This window comes from Butyrivibrio sp. FC2001 (assembly GCF_000424125.1).
In the GTDB taxonomy this organism is placed as follows: Bacteria; Bacillota; Clostridia; order Lachnospirales; family Lachnospiraceae; genus Butyrivibrio.
The window spans coordinates 28,532-47,746 of the sequence record NZ_AUJH01000024.1 but is presented as its reverse complement, the minus strand read 5'-3'; the positions used below and the strand labels follow the sequence as shown (position 1 = coordinate 47,746).

Here is a 19,215-nt window from a genome sequence, read left to right as displayed (position 1 = left end):
TGGAATTCCAACCGGACTTTATAACTTTATGTTCTAATGATTGTTTGTAAGCAGTTATATTGTTATTCTGCTTTTACGACCGTCGAACCAACAGGTTCCTTTTCTATACGGATATCCTTATATCTGTAAATTGATAGCACTAATCCCAAGAGAATATAATCCACAATAATATAACTCATACTACTTGTGAAAAAGGGCAGCGTAGTTGATGTAAGCGGAAGTAGTCCAAACACAATCAGGATGTTTGATATGCTTTCTACAGCTATCAGAATGCCGCTGGAACACCCAACGATATATCCGAGGCTGTTTCTCTGTTTAAGAGAAATGTTAAATATATATATCGATAAAACGACAAGGCTTATCATTATTACGACTACTGCAGCAATGCCACATGTAGCGGCAACTGAGCCTAATATGAGGTCTCCGGTCATTCCTGCCATGTCTTTCATGATATTTATGGCGCTGTCGCTTTTCCCGATGAAATTGCTGTGAAGGAATGTATAATCCAGCCTGGAGTTCACGTACAACATACCGTCTTCATCCATACTTCTGGTGAAAAGACCTATGTGAGAAATCCAATTTTGTAAACGTGCAACTTGATAACTTCTTAAATTGATGCATAAAATAGCAACTGCTGCAGCTATAACTGAAAAAATGAAACCGCCTCCGAGAAGTAAAGCGCGTTTTTTCACAGCATACCAGTTTTTACGCAGAGCAAGTATAAAGAGGATGAATTCTGCAAACAGCATGAACAGTGCAAAGGGACCGCGGGCATCACTGTACAGTAAGCGAGATAGGAGCGGTGCAATCATCCAGCCAAAGATCTTTATGACAGCGGAAATACCTTTATTTCGGTACTCATATAGTATCCCTGCAAAAAGTGGCAAATACAATAAAAACAGAGCCTGGATTGAAAGAGTGATTCCTCCGATGCAAAGCCACCTATTGCTTCCGTTTATCGTCTGACCAAACGGAATGGGAAGGAGCGTCATAATAAGCAAAAACAGAGCTGCGATTATACGGCTTTTTTCTGCGAGAATAGTATAATCAAGCCTGTAAGCAATAAGCATGGCTACTAATCCTATTGCTATAGAGGCTATGTGCTTAAAAAATATATTACCAGTGATTTCTAATGGCATTGCAGCACAAATTACATATAATGCACCAATGCTCAGCACACTTATAAAAATTGTAAATATCAGGAATTTCCACTCCATATGAGGCCTGTGGATACGGTCAAGACTGACGCCGACACTCACAGGGTCCCCCATTTCCTCAACTGCTTTTGTAAGTGCCTGCTCATGGTCCATTCCATCCTGCTGCAGATCAGCAGCCTGATCCTCGATATGGGCAAGAAATTCGTTGACAACAAATTCTTTAGCGTGTTTATCTCTGATCTGATTTTTCAGTTCATTAAGGTATTCTTCTAAGTTCATTATGCCGGTCTCCTCCCTTAAATGCTGAATGCAAGCACACTTGCAACCGCTGTACTATAGGTCTCCCATTCTTCCAACTTGCTTTTTAGGTATTTCCTGCCTTCTTTGGTTATGGAATAATATTTTCTTATTTTTCCATTCCCGGACTTTTCGTAGGATATGAGATATTTTTTGGATTCCAGCGTATGCAAAAGAGGATATAGCGTGCCGGCTTTTAATTCGAAAACATTTTGTGATCGTGCCCGAAGAGCTTCAATCATTTCGTAACCATACATATCGTTTTCTGAGAGTAACTTTAACAACATTGTGCTCATACTACCGGAAAGTAAAGTCTTATCTATGGTATTCATTACAGTCCCTCCTTATATATCGAATATCTTTATATTGATTATCTATATACTATATCGATAATCGATATAAGTCAAGGGATAATATTGTTTCGATATAGTCTATACAAAACTATTATGGTGGCAAAAACTACAATTAAATATCAGTTATCGGAATATAAGAGTAAAATATGACACGAATTATTATGAAAAATGAAAGATGAAAAGTTTTGTGGCTTTCAACTTTTTATTTTACAGATGATCAGAGTTTTCATACAATTATAGGGGATACTTAAAAGGGGACGTAAGTGGGTATGAAACGAGTATTGTTATGGATTTTACGTGGCATTTTTCTGTTAATCTTGATATTTGTAGGTCTTATAGCATTGGACTATCTTTTTGCTCCATCCTGGTTAACCGATAAAGCGGCATTCTCTATTCTTATTTTTGCAGCAATAATCCACTGCGGGATAGGAATAATTAGAATCAAAAGAAATAATAAATCTACAGTGAATGTGTCTGGGCGTCTTGAGAACGGCAACACGAACAAAAACGGCCAAAAATCCGTCAAAAAACAAAGAGTACCCAGAAAGCCTGCTTTAACTTTTACATTGATTGTATTACTTCTGGTTGGGCTAGGGTTTGGTGGTTACAATTTTTTTAATCAAGATACTCATAAAGATGTTCCGGAAAATGTAATTGAGTTCGGTGAAAAATATCCGGAAGCAAGAGAATACGTCCAAAATTTCACGGAATACGTTGATAAAGATTTAGATATGGATGTCACAGCGGAAATGGCTGCATCTGATATTCCACTTTTTATTCAGTGGGACAAGCGATGGGGATATAGAAACTATGGCGCAAATTATGTAGGCGTTGCCGGTTGCGGGCCTACTTGTTTAGCTATGGTGGCATGCGGCCTTAAGAATGATTCGGAGCTTAATCCATTCGTTGTTGCAACGTATGCATCAAATGAAGGTTTTTACACATATGGAGAAGGTACATCCTGGTCTATAATGACAGAAGGTGCCAAACACTATGGATTAAATGTAGTTACCGGCGATGTTTCATCAGATTACATCTTGGCTAATTTATCCAGTAAGGCGCCGATGATCTGTTCAATGTCACCCGGAGATTTTACAAAAACAGGACATTTCATAGTGCTGACAGGAATTGATGCAGAAGGAAAAATAATAGTGAACGATCCTAACAGTCCTAAAAATAGTAGCAAGCATTGGGATGTTGATTCTTTGGTATCACAGATGAAAAGTGTATGGAAGTATAGTAATGCTTAGGATAACCGACACTATAGATGTCAATGATGGAAAATATCTAGTTGATGTCAAACATACAAAGGAAAATATATAATTCTTTTTCCAGGGATTTGTGCGGTAGGTGATTTTGACCAGGTCTTTTTGTGACCATATAACGATAATATATATCGGCAATATTTTAAAATATTGCCGATATATATTGATTGCTAATCTGCTTTTGTTTATAATTAAAGTACAGGGAGATTAGGTGACAGATATGGATACTACTACGCTTATAGAAAAACTTGATAGCGAAAAGGATTATTCCAGACGAGAGCTTTATGAGTATTTATGTGAAAATGTGAATGGGTTCTCATATAACTCCTTTAACTGGCAAATGCAGAAAATGCTGGCAAACGGGGAGGTTTACAGAAGTGGCCGGAACACATACAGGATAGGCAGAACATATAAAAGAGACTACTCTCCCCAATACTCTGAACAGTCAGAAATAATAATAGATTTCATGGAGAAATTCTTCCCGGATACAGAGTACTCCATTTTTGAGACTACAATGCTCAACGAGTTCTTGAATCATCAGATAGCTAAGAATACCATTTTTCTGTATGTTGAAAAAGAACTAAGTGAGTTTGTCTTTAGGGATACAGAGAGCATGAGCAAAAGGACTGTGTTGTACAAACCCAGAAAGGATGACCTTCGTAGGTATTGGAAAGCTGATTCTGTTATAGTGCTAGATCGAATCAGCGAGGCTCCAAGGGGAAAAGCACATAAGTATGATACTCCCCTAGAAAAAGTTTTTGTTGATATGCTCTCTGATCAGTCACTTATGTATATGTTCAGTAAGAGTGAGTATCCTGAAGCGCTCCGGATAGCTTATGAAAAATACCATCTAGATAATAATAAAATGTTCCGATATGCCCGAAGAAGAGGCAAACTGCCTGAAATACAGTCAGCAATGGCTGAAGGAGGAATAGAAATTGATAATACCTGAGAATTACTTGCTTGAACACATAGACGGACTTGCCAAGAAGTACGGAAGTGACAGATTTATAGCTGAAAGAGCAATGTATGCTTTTGGACTATTAGAAGCCATCAGCAGGACAGGGCTTAAGTTTGTCTTTAAGGGTGGAAGCTGTCTGATGCTGCTTCTGGATAGCCCTAAAAGACTGTCCACAGACATCGATATTATGGTAGCTCCGGGAACGGATGTTGAAAGCTATATTGAAGAGGCAGGAAAGATATTTCCTTTTGTCGATTATCAGGAAAGTATCAGACCTGGACATGGCAACATAGAGAAACGGCATTTCAGATTCTTTTACCAGTCGCCGATAATGAATGATACGATAACAATCCTGCTGGATGTATTGTATGAAAATGAGCATTATGCCTCTGTAATTGATAAACCTATAGAAAGCAGTCTTATCCTGACTTCCGGAGATCCGTTATATGTGAGAATGCCTGACGTGAACTGTATCCTTGGCGATAAGCTTACAGCATTTGCGCCACACACTACAGGAATACCTTTTCTCATAGACAAGGATATGGAAATAATCAAGCAGTTCCATGACTGTACTACACTGTTCAGAGTGATGGATAATTTCGGTTATGTTAAGGATACATTCAGAGTAGTTGCTAATACCGAGATGACATACAGAAATCTGTCTATAAGCTCTGATCAGATACTTGAAGATACAATTGAAAGCTGCTTGTGCATTATTGGAAATGGCCGTATAAACAGTGAGGAATATGAAATATACAATTCCGGTATCGATCGAATTCAGGGGCATTTGTTTGATGTGGAATTAAACAGAAATACGGTGTCATTTAGGGCTTGTGAGCTGATGTACCTTTGTTCCTGCATATACAGGGACGTGGACTACTGTGATAATACAATAAGCGGTAAAGCTTCTGAAAAAATCGATCTGGAGAATAACAAGGTTATAAAGTCTATAAGTTATATCCGTAAAGCGAATAAAACAGCTGGTTTGTATCTAAAAGAGGCAATAGCACTATTGGGCGATGACTACTTGCGCATGCAGGATCATGTGCAGAACAGGCCTTTGAGGTATGATTGATTTGCACAGGACATATTTTCATTTGCAAGCTTAATTAAACATGTATAGTACAGGGGGCCCTCTCAGAAGACGGTGCCAGAAGCTCCTTTCTGTCTGGGTTTCAGACGTGTCATTATTATTAAAGTCACAGCTCTCTAAAGAAGTCAGGATCAAATATCGTGAGCATCTGGAAAAATTTCTGTAGGGAGATGCTCTTTTCTGGAGCAGGAGCTATTTTTGCGCCATAGGTTTATTAGAGTATTAGCATTAAAAGTTAGCAGTATCTGAGCAGTACATGAGTCATATTTGATTAGTGTACTGTTTTTTTATGGGTATAATATGGCGTGGGGGAAATGTTTGGAGGATTCTATAGGGTATGAAAAAAGTAAGAGGCATAGGATTATTATGTGCTGCTGTGGTATTGTGCAGTGCTTGTGGAGATAAGAATGCTATAGGTGGCTTGGAACCAGCCGAAAGCAAAAAGATATTTGAATGCCAGATAAAAGAGCATGAATTACCGGATGCGGATTCCGGTCTGATCAAGAATAGTGGCGACTGGATTAAGGAACTTGATATAAAAATGGCTGGGAATAAGGTTTATCGCCTTGCTCAGCTTTGGGGACAGGATACGGAATATAATGATGAAATGGATTTGGGATATTATATCCAGATTTCTGAGTATCCGTTCGATGAGTGGAAGAATTATGAGGCCCCATATTTGAACCTGGATGGAGAATACGAATCTGTAGATATCCGCCATGGCTATAAACCTTGCAGGATAGCAGGAATCTATGAAGATGCGGTTTACTTTGTCTCATCAGGATATCTGGATGGTGATAAGAACTACTATGCATTTGGAAAAATGGATGCTGATGGTGCTTTTTCACTGATCTCAGAGTATCCTGTCACGGAAAAAGAACCGGAAAACCAATGGTCTGACAACCAGTTCTTTTTTGATGGGAAAGATACTGTTTATTCCTATAAGAACTATCCTGCTGAAAACAGGATTATCTCATATAATCTCAGCACAAAAGAAATCCGTCAGGACAATTATTCCGGTAAAATTGAAGGAATAGACTTGTCAGAAGATGCTTCTGCGATTTGGTATGGTAATAACGAAGAGACATTTTGTGCAGGTGCGGTGGACGAAAAGGAAAGCGCTTTTTCCTATAAAGTCGATGGTGATATATCTGCTATTCAGGCTATGGCTAAAACAACAGATGGCTGGTACGTTACTGATACTGAATCACTAATGCTTCTGAAAGAGGACGGCAGTGAGGATAAGCTTATAGACTGGAAAAACAGGGGATACTTCCTAAGTAATATCAGTAAGATTGAAAAACAGGATAACACTCTTAAAGTGCTTACTGACTTTGAAGGCAGCCATTATGTACTGGAGGCTGATCTCGACTCAAAAAGAGAAGCGGAAAAGCAGGAAGTTGTTATTTCCATGCCCTTTAAGATTGCCAGTCTTGATTACTATATAGCCATGTTTAACCGGACTAATGCAGATTATCACATAAATGTTAGTCTTCCTGAAGATCCTGAGGATATGGAGAAATATCAGACGGATCTTAAGAAAGCATTTCTTACTGGCACAGGACCTGACCTCATTGTCAATGGAATAATGGAACAGAAGGACATGGTTCAAAATGGACTGATAAATTCTGTGGGTGATCTGATTCAGGATAAATCAAAATATTTTGGTGCTGTACTCCAGAACGGACAGTTCGAGGGTGAACAATATGGAATCCCTTATGAATTCTACATGGAAACTGCAGCATATCCTGGTAGAATTCTTGGTGACAGAGCTTCCGTCTCACTTAATGAACTGTTGGAGATAACCAAAGAAGCTGATGCAGAGGCAGTAGCACTTAATACATCAGGGGAAGATATCGTTTTCTATTATGGACTTTTGGACGAAACTAATCCTTCCTTTATTGACTGGAATAACAGGAAAAGCCATCTTGATAGCCCTGAATTTGTAGAACTGATAAAGTTTGCCTCAAAATATGCTTGTCCAGATAACATCAATGAAAACAACTATAAGGAAAAAATCGACGCAGGGAAGATAATATCTGAAAATCTGAGCGTAGGTAGTCCAGAAGTGATGAATTACCTTGATGCCTGTTTTGATGGAAATGTATCTCTTGCCGGATATCCGAGAAATGAAGGCAGCGGTGCGTATGCCTTTTGCAATATGCTGTATCTTAATGCAAAGGCGACCTGCCCTGAAGGTGCAAAAGAGTTCCTTAAGTTTATCATTTCTCACGATGCCCAGATGAAGAATGCGCAGAGTAAGTATTCGAAAACTAATGAGCAGAAGTATGGTGGTCATTTCCCGGTAGAAAAAGAAGCTTTTTATAGGGAACTGGAGCTTGCTCAGGCAAATGAGGTATCTGAGGGAACTTCCAGCTATATGAATGGAATAAGCTATAAAACAGAAGGTTTATCTGAAGAAAATGCAAATAAGTTAAAGAAAATGGCAGAGGAAGCTAGTCCCATAAATTACGAACTGTTTTATATTGGTGATATCATCTCCGAGGAACTGGCCCCGTTCTTTGCGGGAGAAAGAACAGCAGAAGAAGCTGCAAACGTGATGAATAGCAGGGTGCAGATCTATTTGGATGAAAAATAAAATAGGAACTGTAATAGCGTTACCATTACGGAGGGAATAAGATGGCTTATGAAGATCCGCAAATAGTTCAAGAATGGTTAGACGCACTCATAAAGCTTGATGTAAAAGTAAAAAAGATGTTTGGGTGTTATTGTTTGTATTGTGATAATCAGGCTGTTGGCTGGATTTATGATAGTGTCATGAGCTTAAGGGAGGTCGGGCTGGATTATTTGCCAGACGATATCAAGAGGCCTGGCAAGGATGACAAAATTCAAGAGTTGGTTATTCCGCTTGATTATGTCAAAGCAGATTGGTTGCCTGAAGCAGTTCAGGACACAGCTAATATTCGAAGAAATAATGGTAAATAGCGTGGAAAGAAATATGAATAAAGATATTCCAGACATACTAATCCGAGCCCAGGAACTCCAAAGGACCGGCGATTACACAAAGTTAGCACATAGCCGTTTAACGACAATAGGGGAATGTAATCACGTCTAACTATAATGAAAATTATTTGTGTATTTTTGATATTGCAACATATGTTTGGAGATGTTAGTATTTAGTTACATCGAATAGATGTATTGGTTTCCTTACCAAGCGAAATGGGAACTTTATCAGATGGGAGCCCCACCATATAAAATAATCGGGAGCTTTATCAGATGGGAGCCCTACCATATAAAACAAATGGGAACTTTATTAAGATGGGAGCCCTACCGGCGAAAAGGAATTTTACGAGCTGCGTCATGCGACGTAGCTCGTTATTTGTTGCACAAGACCGGCAAGCGAATGGATGCTTGCATACAAATTCATTTGCCGGTTGTAAGAACATGGAGCACGAAGTGCGGAATGTTCGTGTGCGAAATCGAGTAGGAGTCAGCCTACTCGATTTATTAAGGAGCATGGTTACTTGAAGAAACTGAACTTTTACTACATTGACTTAAAATATATCAGGGATTTGTCCAATGCGGATGATAATGTTATGTCTATATCTCCGCAGAGAGGAAAGGAGAACAGACCATTTGTTGGAGTTGTTGTACTTCTCAATGGCAGGCATTACTGTATACCACTTACTTCGCCAAAGCCTAAATTCCAGAACAAGAAAAGTCAGGTTGATTTTATCAAAATTTTTGATGATAGTAAGAAAAATGAGGATGGAACAAGTAAACTTATAGGTGTTCTTAACATCAATAATATGATTCCTGTTATAGATAGCGTTATACAGAAAGTGGATTTAACAATACACAAGAATGATGTTATCGAGATAAAAAATCATAAAGAACTTATGCAAAAGCAGCTAAAATGGTGCAGAGATCATGCTGATACGATCGAGAATAGGGCAAACAAAGTGTATGATCTGGTGACAAACAAGCCAGATAAAAATAGAAATTTGGTGAAGAGATCTTCTAAGTTTACAGAGTTAGAGAAGATAGCAGATAAGTTTTTGAAAAAATGACTTATGTAACCACATTCATAACAAGTGGTTGCTACCGGATAATATCAACAAAATGTCAACAAAAACTTCTAAAAAGCCGTGGAATGAGTGGAATAATTGGAATATTTATACAAGATATTCCATCAAAAGAACCAATCGACTACAATATATAGATGATTGGATTGAACATGGACAATTTGAACTGATGTGGTCTCAAGTTAGTCTCATGGTAGTCTCATGAAATTTTGAGACTACCGTGAGACTGAGTTTTTGTTTAAAAAGCATATCATCGCAGGAATGCCATAAAATAGGCATGTGAGAGCAATAAACTTTCGCACGCTAAAGTATCATAGTCTCAAATATGATGTGAGACTGGACGAGGTGGGGCTTGTATATATCCCTGAAGATATTAAAAAGACCGGGGAAGAATGACAAAATACAAGAATAAATAATCAACCTCAGGTTGTACCGACTAGAAAACTGCGTCATTGTGGGCGATAGATCAAACAGCTCATCAATTGTAACACCAAAGAATTCCGATATGGACGGGAGCAGTGATATATCCGGGGCACACACATTGTTCTCCCACTTAGATATAGACTGACTGCTTACTCCTAATGCGTCTGCAAGAGCCTCCTGCGTTGTACTAGATTTTAAACGAAGTGCCTTTATCTTGTTTCCAATATTCATTTTCGCGTCTCCTTATATGATTTTGAAGAAACGAAGCTTCATTTCAGTTCTTACAAGAATAATTGTAGAATATTGTCGTATCAGTAGAGCTAAAGCTCCACCGTATCGAAAACATGCTTGATTATGAAAATGAGCTCACGGATGAAGCGTTTAATAATACAAAGGAGTTCCTGCTGGATATAAAAGATGAGTATGATGAGAACCATCCGGACAGGATGGATGGCAGGATTTACACGTTCCTGGCCCATCTTTATCATCACAGAATAGTTAGTGACAGCAGATATGTTAGCTTGTATGCAAGAAAAGCTATGAATTTTCATCCTAATGCAAAGGAGGATCAGTGGCTCCTGCAAAAAAGTGAAGGGGCAGTAGTCTGGGACTGGAACGCAAGACAGCATAACAGTACTATAGAGTTTTTCAAGGATTTAGTAGAAAAACATCCTGAAATAGGCAGGAATTATCTGTTCCTTATGAATAACCTGATCGCTGATCATCGCACTAAGGAGGCTGCTGTATATTTGGATTCTTATTCAAAATTGCCTGATCATAAGGATGTTTTAGTTCCGGTATATGAAGCATATATTGCTTTTGCTGAGTATCGTGCTGAGGATGCATGGAAAATAGTTTCTGATATTGAGGAAAAGTTCCATGACAACTACGATGCGATGTTTGAAGTAGCAGGCATATATGCATCCAATGCAAAACATGAGGAGGCTTTGGAAAGATATCACAAGGCTGAGGAAATATATATAACTAACCACAAGGAACATATTTGCATGGATCATCTCCAGGCACAGGCAAGGATTTATGAAATACTTGGAAAATATGAAGATGCCATCAGGTATGTTGAGCTTCAGATCAAGTATCTGGAAGAAGAATGGAACATCACTGAAGGCGCGGATGTTGACGCTCTTTGCGAGGAAAAGAGAAGACTGATAGACAAGATAAAATAGTATTAAAGGATATAAAACCTTTCGGCCGAAGGGTATTTCATGAGGAAGTTAATGGAGGAAATCATCATGGATACCCAGACAATAATAGAAGCAAAATATGGAATAAGTAAAAGAGATTTGCATACTGTTCCAACATGGGCGAAAAATGAACGATTGGAACGCACTGTATCGTATGCTGAAATGTGGCAAATGGGGGATGCGGATGTTAAGAAGAGGGAAAAATACTCTTTGGGCAGATTGAAAGCTGTATTTATAAGGCTTTTTAGACGGCATATATTACAGGCGGGCAGAGTGAAAATTGGGAGTTTTCCTTTATGCCGGACTCAGGAAACGGAGCAGGTTTCTGATTAAGAAATTGTTGCATAGTGGTGGGTACCAGTGTTTTGCTGGTACCTACTTTTTTATGAAAAATTTCAATTTTTTCTATATTTTATGTCACGAAATGGGTACTTCGTGCGTTATATAAATAGGAATAATAATTCGGAGGATGAACTATGTATGCAAAAAAAGTGAAGAGGGTGATGAATTAAAGAGCCTTAAGGATGCCGGAGTTGGTGCTATTTTCCTTGGAGCAGAAGAGACAGAATTCCGTATGGACGGGGCAGATCAGGTTCTTGACGGCAAAGTGAGAAAAACAGGTGTGTTCCTTAAAGAAAACGGCGAAGCCGGAACAATCCAGCATGTTGACATGGCTATAAAGGGTCGAGAGGCAGAACTGCTGACAGAGGATGAAAAACTGGAAGAACTCATGAACCAGATAAGAAGCCAGAGTACTCAAAACAGACAGCGTAATAATAACAATACAAATGCCCAGCGCAGAGCACAGAAGACTGCAAGACAGAAAAAACAGCTCCAGGAGTATCAGAAACGGCAGGATATGCAAAAGGAACTGACTGAAAAAGCAATTGAGCGTAGGAAAATGCTATATGGAACATAAGGTATATCCGTCAAAAGGTGCAAATAGTTTCATCTGTTAATATGCCCTTCAAGTATTATAACCGTCTATTCATGACATCCTTATAAATTTGTGAAAAGCATATTCCGATAATAATAAAAGCAAAGGATTTGCCGGATATCAATGGATTGAAAATTCATGGTATTCGGCATTTGTTTTTGTCGGGGATCTAAGATTTGTGACCATTGTGAGAATAGCTTGAAGGAAGGTGATAATTCTTGATTACATTCCCATTTGTCGGAGGGGAGCATGAGATTGAACCAGAAAACATTATCTATGTCCAGACAGACCGAAGACTTAATGTGTTTCATGTTAGTGAGGACAAAAAGGAGGTGCAATACAGGTTATATAAAAAACTTGATGAAATTGAAGAATCTCTTTTGCCGTATGGATTTATTCGATGTCACAGGAGTTATCTGATAAATCTGAGATATGTGACTAAGGTATCGAATTATCTGCTGACGCTAAAGACCGGTGAAACGTTTACTATACCACGAGCCAGATATAAATGGGTAAAAGAGCAATATGATTTATGGAAAGAATGTTAATAGCATCCGCTCGGGCCTTTCAGGAGAGTGGAGCGGCTTTGAATGACAGATGAGCCGCAGAAAGGAACACTTATGTCAAATACCATTACAAACGGAAATTATTATTACACCCAGAGTGCGTATGTGCAGAGTGCCCACTATTATTCAAACCAGACTATTGGCAGCGGAGATTTTCAGAGTGCGGTTCTTGATAAGGATGAGGAAACGCCGGAGCTTACTGACGCAGTAGCTAAGGAAGATACACCAGCGAAGAAGGGCTATACTCGCATTATAACTGCTAATATCTGGAACTCCGGATTTGGTGCGACGCAGCTTGCAGATGGAAAAACGGCTTATTCCTATCAGAGAGTAATGCAGCAGTTCCAGATCAGGATAGATGTGGATGGTGATACCAGAAAATATACCGCCACAGGCACTGATGAAAACGGAAATGAGTTTTCAAAGGAGATCGACCCGTATAATGTAGATCCAACAGATTCTGACTTTACGGAGTTTGCAGCACTTTGCTCATATATCCGGGATACAGAAGGTCTGGCAGATGAGGCTATGGGAGCTGTGGATAGTGTTGCACCTAATGATATTTTTGAGAAAAAGAACTATATGTCTGAGCTTGATGGTTCAATCAAAAACTATCAGCTTATGGGTGTAAGTACACTTGGAGCAGAGCAGCTTCTGTCGCATATAAACAGGCTTATGGAAGTTATGATGACATCGGGTATCGGAATCGGCATCTCACCGGACCCTGCTGCTACAGCAACAAGCTTTAATGGTGCAAAAGTCTGGGGAGATACAGGAGGTTTTGGTACATTTGGGAGCACCAGCTTTAGGTTCCAGTCAATAACCTTTGAAGGAACAAGAGAAATTGGTGGTGCTGAAAAAACAGAAAATAACCCAGAAGAGAGCGAAGAGTATCTGGGAGAACTGGAAGTAAGACCACTTCATGGAATGGGAACAATTCCGGTAGGAAATAATAACAGCTATGTCATGACTGCTTCAGAGGTCATTAAGCCAGGTTCTGATGACAAGATAGTCAGGGTTCATGTACATGATCATGATATTGATGTGAACGTTGATGAAGTTGATCCCAAGAATGCTACTGTAATAGAGATGTTTGCATATTGTCAGTATGCCGATGCACATGGAACAGGCACCTCGGACTCTTTTGGCAGTTTCCATTCCATGAAAAGCGTTATAGACCCTCTTTCAGAAAACAGTTACTCAAACTTTGATGAGGCTATGACAAAGAAGCAGAATTGGAATAGTGCCCTGTCAGATTCCAAAGTTTCTTTCACTAAGGAGAGGACTGGTGAGACCATTGACGCGTCAGTTGTTCTAAAGATGCTTGAAGAGACCCGTAATCTCTTTTTATCACAGGGCGGTGACAAGGATCTGGGCGACCTGACTGATGAAGAATGGGAGAAACTTCTTGGAGATACCGATAAAAACGTAGAGGAGTCAAAAGAGGCTGCTAGCAAAGCGCAGGAAAGCAGAGAGAAAGAGGCAGAAAGAGTAAAGAACATCATCGAAGAAAACTGGAAGAATGGCAAGATTCAGAAGGCTATGGATGGATACGAGTTCATAAGAATGATGGGCGAAAAGGTTGCCAGTAACCAGCAGGAGCTTAACAAAAACTGGAAGTCCACCAGAGAACGACTGCTTGAGCAAGATCCCAATGCGGCGAGCAGATGGTACATGTACGGCAATGGCAGCAAACGTTATTCTTTCGATGAGTTCTGTAACTTCATGGATAATATGTGGGCTGAGCAGCGTGCTAATGCAAGAACACCCAGAAATGATTTCCTTGACCTGGCTAACTGGGCAGTTTTACAGAAGAAAAAGAATGCTTGATAAACTACTATACTTCAATTAGGGTTAGGAGGCGATATTAGTGAGGGTACAAAGGAAACCTAATTTGAGTTTGACGCAAATGCTACTATACAAAGGTTCAAATGCAACAATAGCTCGTAGTAAGGGAAACAGAACTCAACGTGATGAATATGTTCATGGACTAATATCGCCTTCTATTACCTATTCCAAAAAGTTGATGAATAAATCGAAATTATCAAGATCTGTCATGGATGCGATTAATTTCAATTACATGGACATTCATAGGAATCATGGTGAATCTGTTGATTCGATTACAGTCAATGGAAAAAAACTATTAAAAAAAGACCTTCCTTCGATTGATACTGATTGGTGTTCCCCAATTCAGGCAATTAACAACACAGTTCGGTTTGAGAATGGAAATTATTACAAGTATACGGACCGTAGCGGGTATACACATACTTTTGCCTGTGATCATGACAGGATTAATCAGCCTTATTCAGATCAGCTGGCTGGAAGACAAAATAATAATAGTTACCAGATTACTAAATTTTGGAATATGCTTTCTGGTGATGGGACATACTTGGGACTTTATTTCAGTGCAGAAGAACAGAAACAGATGCTTGGTGACGCTGGCATAAAAGAAGGATTCTTTTGCGTGGAATCAGGGTCAAGAAAACAAGAATACTATTATTCCAACGGAAATGCAGGGGTGTGTGTAAGAAAATTTGAGTATGATGCCACTTATGAAATGTACAACAAAAGGGGAAGTGCATTATTCAAAGACTATCCTGTAGGATCAAAATTCACCTTTGCTGGGCAAGAATATGAATTAAAGGAAGATAGAACAATAGATATCCCATATGGAATCGATATTTTTGATGTGCAATTCCCAAAAATGAGGACGTAAAATGAATTTATGATGCCATGAGTAATGTATGACGCAGGATGATACAGGAGAATTATTATGATTCAGAAAACGGGGCTGACAGATACATACGAATTAAGCTATTATCAGAAGAACAGTTATGAAACTGTTACTCTTAGAAAGGGAGATGACGGTGGCCTTAACAGGATTAATGAAGATGGTACAGAAACATCTTTATATAGATATGAGGCTTCCGTAGTGTCTTCAGCCCCCATTCCCTGTGAAAACTATAATGATATCAAGAGCAGAATGGCTGAAATGCCACTTTTAAGCTGGAATAAGCTTTTTCATGAAACAGATGATGTGATGAAGGAATACTATTCCGGTTGCAGAACTGCTGATGAAGTCGTAGCGTATGTAAAGAAAACCTGTAGCTTCAATAATGTCAGCAAAGAAAGAATTTCAAAAGCGTTATCTACAATGTATGAGCATATTTCAAGAGCCAATGCCCAATATGCAGCTGAAAACAATTACCGGGAAGCAGAGCAATTGTATATCAAAACTGGATTGAGGCAGGACGCAGGGGATTACTACAGTAATCTCAAGGGTGGTATGTACTACAATGCTGATTATTACTACGCTTATTCCGATATGCAGAGCTTAGTAAAGAATACATTGAACGAACTGGCCGATCAGTACGGAATAGATAGACCTGACTATGACGCAATTGATAAGAGCGGTACGTTTATAGATGGAGGAATTACATACAATGGTGTATGGAATCAGAAGACAATAAATATCTACAGGGGTCTGGATGACTCCGGAGTTATTGCAAATGATTTTGTACCATCAAGGTCATTTTTATTCTGCGAGGCAAGGGCTGATCTTAGGGGATACTCAAATCTTGATGACCTAAAGGCTATTATTGAGGGGTATGTCTCAAAAAATATTCGTAAGGGTGAAAGCAACGGCAATCATGCCTTGGTAACTGAGTTACAACGGAATAGTCATTATGACAACTCGCTAAGAGAAGGGAAAGCCAGGCTTCACAATTATCTGAACAGTAATGGTATTCCTTTAAAAAATCCGGATGACAGAAACTGGATAATGGATTATTTTGGAATGGTCATGTTGTAGTTTTTTCTGCAGAATTGTCTCTTCTACAGATGGTAGAACAACATTGTATAACTTGTACAAACAAGTTTTGCCTGTTATAATCAAGTTATAGGAGGCATTATGATTAAAGTAGACTGTGAATATAAAATAAAAGAGGACATAGGTTTTATTATTGAAGCTGAAAATATAAATAAGTCAGATTTGTCAGAAGCAACTAAGATTTCACGAATGACTCTTGATGCAATAGAAAAAAGGGGTAATACAACGGATGATGTATGTGAAAAGCTCTATTCATACATTTATAAAAGAAATTATAGAATTAATTCAGTAAAAGAGGAACTGATTAAGGAGAAGTATGGCAATGTGCTTTTCCATGGTTCAAAATTGGGACTTTCTGAGATAACTGTGTCCGGATCAAGGAATAACTGTGATTTTGGAAATGGCTTTTATTTAGGGGAAACATATAACCAGGCATTGTCATTTGTTTGCGATTACGAAAAATCATCGGTGTATTCGTTCAAATATTCTCTCGACAATCTGAAAATAGCTCGTTTTGAGTGTACATTAGATTGGATGCTGGGAATTTGCTTTTTTAGAGGAACATTAGGTGAATATTCGGGGAACAAGATGGTTAGAAAAGTAGTTGAAGAGATTGAAACGGCAGACATAGTCATAGCACCTATAGCTGATAATAAAATGTTTTACATAATGGCTCAATTTACGGAAGGTGAAATTAACGCTGATGTAGCACTTCATTCTTTATCAGCATCTAAATTGGGATTTCAATATATTTTTAAAACAGATAAAGCATTAAGCAATATAATACCCATTGAAAAATATTATCTATGTCAGGCTGAACGAATGGATTGCAGAAATGCGCTGAATAATAGAAGCTATGAAATAGATACAAAACTAAAATTGGCAAAGCGGGAATTTAAAGATGGTTTATATATTGAGGAACTGTTAAATGAGAGAATTTGATCACAGTGGGCTGTTATTAGCAGAATATCAAGGAAAACTGTTTGAAGCTTCCACAAATTTAAACTGCTCTACCGGGATATTTATTAGAAGATTTTTGCATTCGGATTTGGTAAAAAAACTGGATCATAATAATCCGGCAGAGATTATATTGGATGTAAATGATGGGGTTAACAGTATTCTTGACCAGTTCGGTGATACAGATTATGGAAAGGTCAAATACTCAAAAAGTGCCATGTTTTGGATAGGATATATATATAGATATATATCTTATACAAGGGAAGTATCGACTAAATTTGTAATAAGTTTTTTTTCATATAAACAGATGAATGATGTTTACTATACCTTTCACACACAAGATCCTGAATGGTGTATTCGAAGTCTATTGGAGATGAATGATCAAACAGAAGACATATTTGATAATAATTCCAGATTGAAGAGTATTCTTCGAGAAAAAGGCACTTATTAAACTTGTTTGTCCAATGAATACAAATTCTCTTGCTTTAGCAATAGCGACACTGTTGCCCAGAACTGAGCCAGGAAAATTTTCTTGGCTCTTATTTTATGTTGACATATATAGATTATCGATATAGCATATAGGTAAGCAATATATAGACAATCTATATAAAGGAGGACAACCATGGCTGTTGATAAATCTCTACTAACAGGAAGCATGACCATGCTGATATTAAAGCTTTTGTCAGAGAAAGATATGTACGGATATGAGATGATCGATACTTTAAGGCAAAAGTCCCAGAATGTCTTTGAGCTTAAAGCCGGTACTTTGTATCCGCTTCTTCACGGACTGGAAGATAAGGGGATGCTCACGGTATACGAGCAGGAGTTTTTGGGGAAAACAAGAAAATACTACAGCATTACAAAAGAGGGAAAAAAGCTTTTAAAAAGCAAAACTGAAGAGTGGAATGTATATTCAGGGGCAATAATGAATGTACTGGCGCTGGAGGTGTGACAATGGAGGAGTATATCAAAAAACTTCTTGAACAGGTGCGCTTCAAGAAGGCTCACAGAGGAATTGCAGAAGAAATAATAGCACATATAGAAGACCAGATTGAAGATAACATGGCTGCCGGCATGGACTTGGTGTGAATCGAAGCAAAGCACAAGAGGCGGGTCTGAGTAATCTGTCATTTGTCAGCTATGACGGTATAGATTTTCCATTTGAAGTTGGAACCTTTGATCTGGTAGTAACAAGATACGCACTTCACCATTTTCCGGATATAAAGCACAGTATCGGAGAGGTAAGCCGAGTTCTTAAAGCAGGAGGAACATTATTTATATCCGATCCGTGTCCAAATGATTGTGATACAGAGCGATTTGTTGATGACTATATGCGGCTAAAAAAAGACGGACATATTAAATTCTACACGAAGACTGAATGGCAGGATATATGTTCTGAGTGCGGATTACAACTGACGGATAGCTTTGAGAGTAAGATAAGATTCCCGAAGAAAAAGGATACAGCTTACGGATACAAAGAGGTTTTGAAGAATCATGATAAAGCAGTAATAGAAAGCTATGATCTTGTGGAGACGGATACGGAGCTGCATATCACGGAACGCGTTAACAATATTCTGTTTATCAAAGTTGAAGCCTGATTATCTTAATATAAATGAGTAAGACATATCGAGAATTTGGGTGGGCTCACAGTCTGAAATATTCAGTCATGCAAGACCATTACATTATAAAACAACACATAAAGGAGTACTGACAATGGAAATCAGATACAGCAATGAAAACAAGAGATATGAATGTGACTTAGAAAACCTGCCTGTATTCAGCGTAGATGGAGAAGCCAAAGATATCGAAAATGCTAAAGCTTTGATGGAAGCACTTATACCAAACCTTTCTGAGATAGATTCATCTTGCAGAAGCTGCGCAGCAGATGAACTTCTTGAGATCAAGAATGATTCCTGGCTTGAAGAAGATGAAGAGCCATTGGACCGTCAGACTTTTGCTGACCGCCTTGAGCTTAAAAGAGCAGAGTTTGATGTCGACGGTCTCACCTTATGGTATGACGATGATGACATGTTCTGGGGCCACAGCATAATGGTTGTATGCTCAAAAACAGGGGCCCCTGATTTTGCAGAGATGCTTGGCTAAAAATAACCGCTTATATAACGGAGGGA

Annotated in this window: 22 protein-coding genes; 19 read left to right on the top strand and 3 right to left on the bottom strand. The window is 38.6% G+C overall.

What is annotated here, in order from left to right; genetic code table 11:
• Positions 1–62: 62 nt before the first annotated feature.
• Both G601_RS0111790 and G601_RS0111785 read right to left on the bottom strand, forming a co-directional pair.
• A complete protein-coding gene (locus tag G601_RS0111790; RefSeq protein WP_026665484.1) occupies positions 63–1,436 on the bottom strand; it encodes an FtsW/RodA/SpoVE family cell cycle protein in 1,374 nt (457 codons plus the stop codon).
• 17 nt (positions 1,437–1,453) lie between these two features.
• The gene (locus G601_RS0111785) at positions 1,454–1,786 is read right to left on the bottom strand and encodes a PadR family transcriptional regulator (RefSeq protein WP_026528441.1); all 333 of its coding nucleotides are present in this window, start codon (positions 1,784–1,786) and stop codon (positions 1,454–1,456) included.
• A 290-nt stretch (positions 1,787–2,076) separates the two neighbouring features.
• Between G601_RS0111785 and G601_RS23040 the strand changes: the two genes are divergently transcribed.
• The 6 genes from G601_RS23040 to G601_RS0111750 all read left to right on the top strand — a co-directional run bounded on the left by G601_RS23040 (position 2,077) and on the right by G601_RS0111750 (position 9,157).
• Positions 2,077–3,057, top strand: a complete 981-nt coding sequence (locus G601_RS23040) for a C39 family peptidase (RefSeq protein ID WP_051205792.1) — start codon at positions 2,077–2,079, stop codon at positions 3,055–3,057.
• 235 nt (positions 3,058–3,292) lie between these two features.
• Complete coding sequence (locus tag G601_RS23035; protein WP_051205791.1) at positions 3,293–4,024, top strand: DUF6577 family protein; 732 nt, start codon at positions 3,293–3,295, stop codon at positions 4,022–4,024.
• On the top strand, positions 4,011–5,108 hold the full coding sequence (locus tag G601_RS23030) for a nucleotidyl transferase AbiEii/AbiGii toxin family protein (RefSeq protein ID WP_081673510.1): 1,098 nt from the start codon (positions 4,011–4,013) through the stop codon (positions 5,106–5,108). Before G601_RS23035 ends, G601_RS23030 begins: the two co-directional genes overlap by 14 nt.
• Before the next feature lie 355 nt (positions 5,109–5,463).
• A complete protein-coding gene (locus G601_RS0111765; RefSeq protein WP_026665483.1) occupies positions 5,464–7,725 on the top strand; it encodes an extracellular solute-binding protein in 2,262 nt (753 codons plus the stop codon).
• Between the two features lie 41 nt (positions 7,726–7,766).
• Entirely contained in the window at positions 7,767–8,072 is a 306-nt protein-coding gene (locus G601_RS0111760; RefSeq protein WP_026665482.1) for a hypothetical protein, read from the top strand.
• Positions 8,073–8,611: 539 nt separating this feature from the next.
• Positions 8,612–9,157 carry a type III toxin-antitoxin system ToxN/AbiQ family toxin gene (locus tag G601_RS0111750; protein WP_026665480.1) on the top strand — a complete coding sequence of 182 codons (546 nt, stop codon included), beginning with the start codon at positions 8,612–8,614 and terminating at the stop codon, positions 9,155–9,157.
• 318 nt (positions 9,158–9,475) lie between these two features.
• Here G601_RS0111750 and G601_RS0111745 read toward each other — a convergent pair whose 3' ends face one another.
• Entirely contained in the window at positions 9,476–9,826 is a 351-nt protein-coding gene (locus tag G601_RS0111745) for a helix-turn-helix transcriptional regulator (protein ID WP_026665479.1), read from the bottom strand.
• 113 nt (positions 9,827–9,939) lie between these two features.
• On the opposite strand from G601_RS0111745, the gene G601_RS0111740 reads away from it, so the two are divergent.
• The 13 genes from G601_RS0111740 to G601_RS0111675 all read left to right on the top strand — a co-directional run bounded on the left by G601_RS0111740 (position 9,940) and on the right by G601_RS0111675 (position 19,189).
• The gene (locus tag G601_RS0111740) at positions 9,940–10,779 is read left to right on the top strand and encodes a tetratricopeptide repeat protein (RefSeq protein ID WP_026665478.1); all 840 of its coding nucleotides are present in this window, start codon (positions 9,940–9,942) and stop codon (positions 10,777–10,779) included.
• A 39-nt stretch (positions 10,780–10,818) separates the two neighbouring features.
• Complete coding sequence (locus G601_RS0111735; RefSeq protein WP_155834525.1) at positions 10,819–11,130, top strand: hypothetical protein; 312 nt, start codon at positions 10,819–10,821, stop codon at positions 11,128–11,130.
• A gap of 136 nt (positions 11,131–11,266) precedes the next feature.
• Positions 11,267–11,716 (top strand): hypothetical protein, encoded by a 450-nt coding sequence (locus G601_RS0111730; protein WP_026492125.1) that lies wholly within the window; start codon positions 11,267–11,269, stop codon positions 11,714–11,716.
• Positions 11,717–11,952: 236 nt separating this feature from the next.
• Positions 11,953–12,282, top strand: coding sequence for a LytTR family DNA-binding domain-containing protein (locus tag G601_RS27440; RefSeq protein ID WP_051205789.1), 330 nt, complete (start codon positions 11,953–11,955; stop codon positions 12,280–12,282).
• A gap of 42 nt (positions 12,283–12,324) precedes the next feature.
• Complete coding sequence (locus G601_RS0111720) at positions 12,325–14,130, top strand: hypothetical protein (RefSeq protein WP_026665476.1); 1,806 nt, start codon at positions 12,325–12,327, stop codon at positions 14,128–14,130.
• A 40-nt stretch (positions 14,131–14,170) separates the two neighbouring features.
• Positions 14,171–15,016 carry a hypothetical protein gene (locus tag G601_RS0111715; RefSeq protein WP_026665475.1) on the top strand — a complete coding sequence of 282 codons (846 nt, stop codon included), beginning with the start codon at positions 14,171–14,173 and terminating at the stop codon, positions 15,014–15,016.
• Between the two features lie 57 nt (positions 15,017–15,073).
• Positions 15,074–16,111, top strand: a complete 1,038-nt coding sequence (locus G601_RS0111710) for a hypothetical protein (protein ID WP_026665474.1) — start codon at positions 15,074–15,076, stop codon at positions 16,109–16,111.
• Positions 16,112–16,210: 99 nt separating this feature from the next.
• Positions 16,211–17,071, top strand: coding sequence for a DUF3990 domain-containing protein (locus tag G601_RS0111705; RefSeq protein WP_051205787.1), 861 nt, complete (start codon positions 16,211–16,213; stop codon positions 17,069–17,071).
• Positions 17,058–17,537, top strand: a complete 480-nt coding sequence (locus tag G601_RS23015) for a hypothetical protein (protein WP_051205786.1) — start codon at positions 17,058–17,060, stop codon at positions 17,535–17,537. The genes G601_RS0111705 and G601_RS23015 overlap by 14 nt, the downstream gene beginning before the upstream one ends.
• A 171-nt stretch (positions 17,538–17,708) precedes the next feature.
• Positions 17,709–18,038, top strand: coding sequence for a PadR family transcriptional regulator (locus G601_RS0111690; protein WP_026492124.1), 330 nt, complete (start codon positions 17,709–17,711; stop codon positions 18,036–18,038).
• 2 nt (positions 18,039–18,040) lie between these two features.
• Positions 18,041–18,175, top strand: a complete 135-nt coding sequence (locus G601_RS26870; RefSeq protein ID WP_242834416.1) for a permease prefix domain 1-containing protein — start codon at positions 18,041–18,043, stop codon at positions 18,173–18,175.
• Positions 18,172–18,684: a class I SAM-dependent methyltransferase gene (locus tag G601_RS25075; RefSeq protein WP_051205784.1), complete on the top strand. Its 513-nt coding sequence runs from the start codon at positions 18,172–18,174 to the stop codon at positions 18,682–18,684. Before G601_RS26870 ends, G601_RS25075 begins: the two co-directional genes overlap by 4 nt.
• 115 nt (positions 18,685–18,799) lie before the next feature.
• On the top strand, positions 18,800–19,189 hold the full coding sequence (locus tag G601_RS0111675) for a DUF2262 domain-containing protein (protein ID WP_026665471.1): 390 nt from the start codon (positions 18,800–18,802) through the stop codon (positions 19,187–19,189).
• Positions 19,190–19,215 lie beyond the last annotated feature (26 nt).

Excerpts from the sequence above, each read along its gene's own strand:
- G601_RS0111745 (WP_026665479.1), bottom strand. The coding sequence starts at position 9,826 with ATGAATATTGGAAACAAGATAAAGGCACTTCGTTTAAAATCTAGTACA.
- G601_RS23035 (WP_051205791.1), top strand. The coding sequence starts at position 3,293 with ATGGATACTACTACGCTTATAGAAAAACTTGATAGCGAAAAGGATTAT.
- G601_RS0111785 (WP_026528441.1), bottom strand. The coding sequence starts at position 1,786 with ATGAATACCATAGATAAGACTTTACTTTCCGGTAGTATGAGCACAATG.
- G601_RS23015 (WP_051205786.1), top strand. The coding sequence starts at position 17,058 with ATGAGAGAATTTGATCACAGTGGGCTGTTATTAGCAGAATATCAAGGA.
- G601_RS26870 (WP_242834416.1), top strand. The coding sequence starts at position 18,041 with ATGGAGGAGTATATCAAAAAACTTCTTGAACAGGTGCGCTTCAAGAAG.
- G601_RS0111740 (WP_026665478.1), top strand. The coding sequence starts at position 9,940 with ATGCTTGATTATGAAAATGAGCTCACGGATGAAGCGTTTAATAATACA.
- G601_RS23040 (WP_051205792.1), top strand. The coding sequence starts at position 2,077 with ATGAAACGAGTATTGTTATGGATTTTACGTGGCATTTTTCTGTTAATC.
- G601_RS0111735 (WP_155834525.1), top strand. The coding sequence starts at position 10,819 with ATGAGGAAGTTAATGGAGGAAATCATCATGGATACCCAGACAATAATA.
- G601_RS0111690 (WP_026492124.1), top strand. The coding sequence starts at position 17,709 with ATGGCTGTTGATAAATCTCTACTAACAGGAAGCATGACCATGCTGATA.
- G601_RS0111760 (WP_026665482.1), top strand. The coding sequence starts at position 7,767 with ATGGCTTATGAAGATCCGCAAATAGTTCAAGAATGGTTAGACGCACTC.
- G601_RS0111705 (WP_051205787.1), top strand. The coding sequence starts at position 16,211 with ATGATTAAAGTAGACTGTGAATATAAAATAAAAGAGGACATAGGTTTT.
- G601_RS0111720 (WP_026665476.1), top strand. The coding sequence starts at position 12,325 with ATGACAGATGAGCCGCAGAAAGGAACACTTATGTCAAATACCATTACA.
- G601_RS0111765 (WP_026665483.1), top strand. The coding sequence starts at position 5,464 with ATGAAAAAAGTAAGAGGCATAGGATTATTATGTGCTGCTGTGGTATTG.
- G601_RS0111790 (WP_026665484.1), bottom strand. The coding sequence starts at position 1,436 with ATGAACTTAGAAGAATACCTTAATGAACTGAAAAATCAGATCAGAGAT.
- G601_RS0111675 (WP_026665471.1), top strand. The coding sequence starts at position 18,800 with ATGGAAATCAGATACAGCAATGAAAACAAGAGATATGAATGTGACTTA.
- G601_RS0111730 (WP_026492125.1), top strand. The coding sequence starts at position 11,267 with ATGAACTATGTATGCAAAAAAAGTGAAGAGGGTGATGAATTAAAGAGC.
- G601_RS0111710 (WP_026665474.1), top strand. The coding sequence starts at position 15,074 with ATGATTCAGAAAACGGGGCTGACAGATACATACGAATTAAGCTATTAT.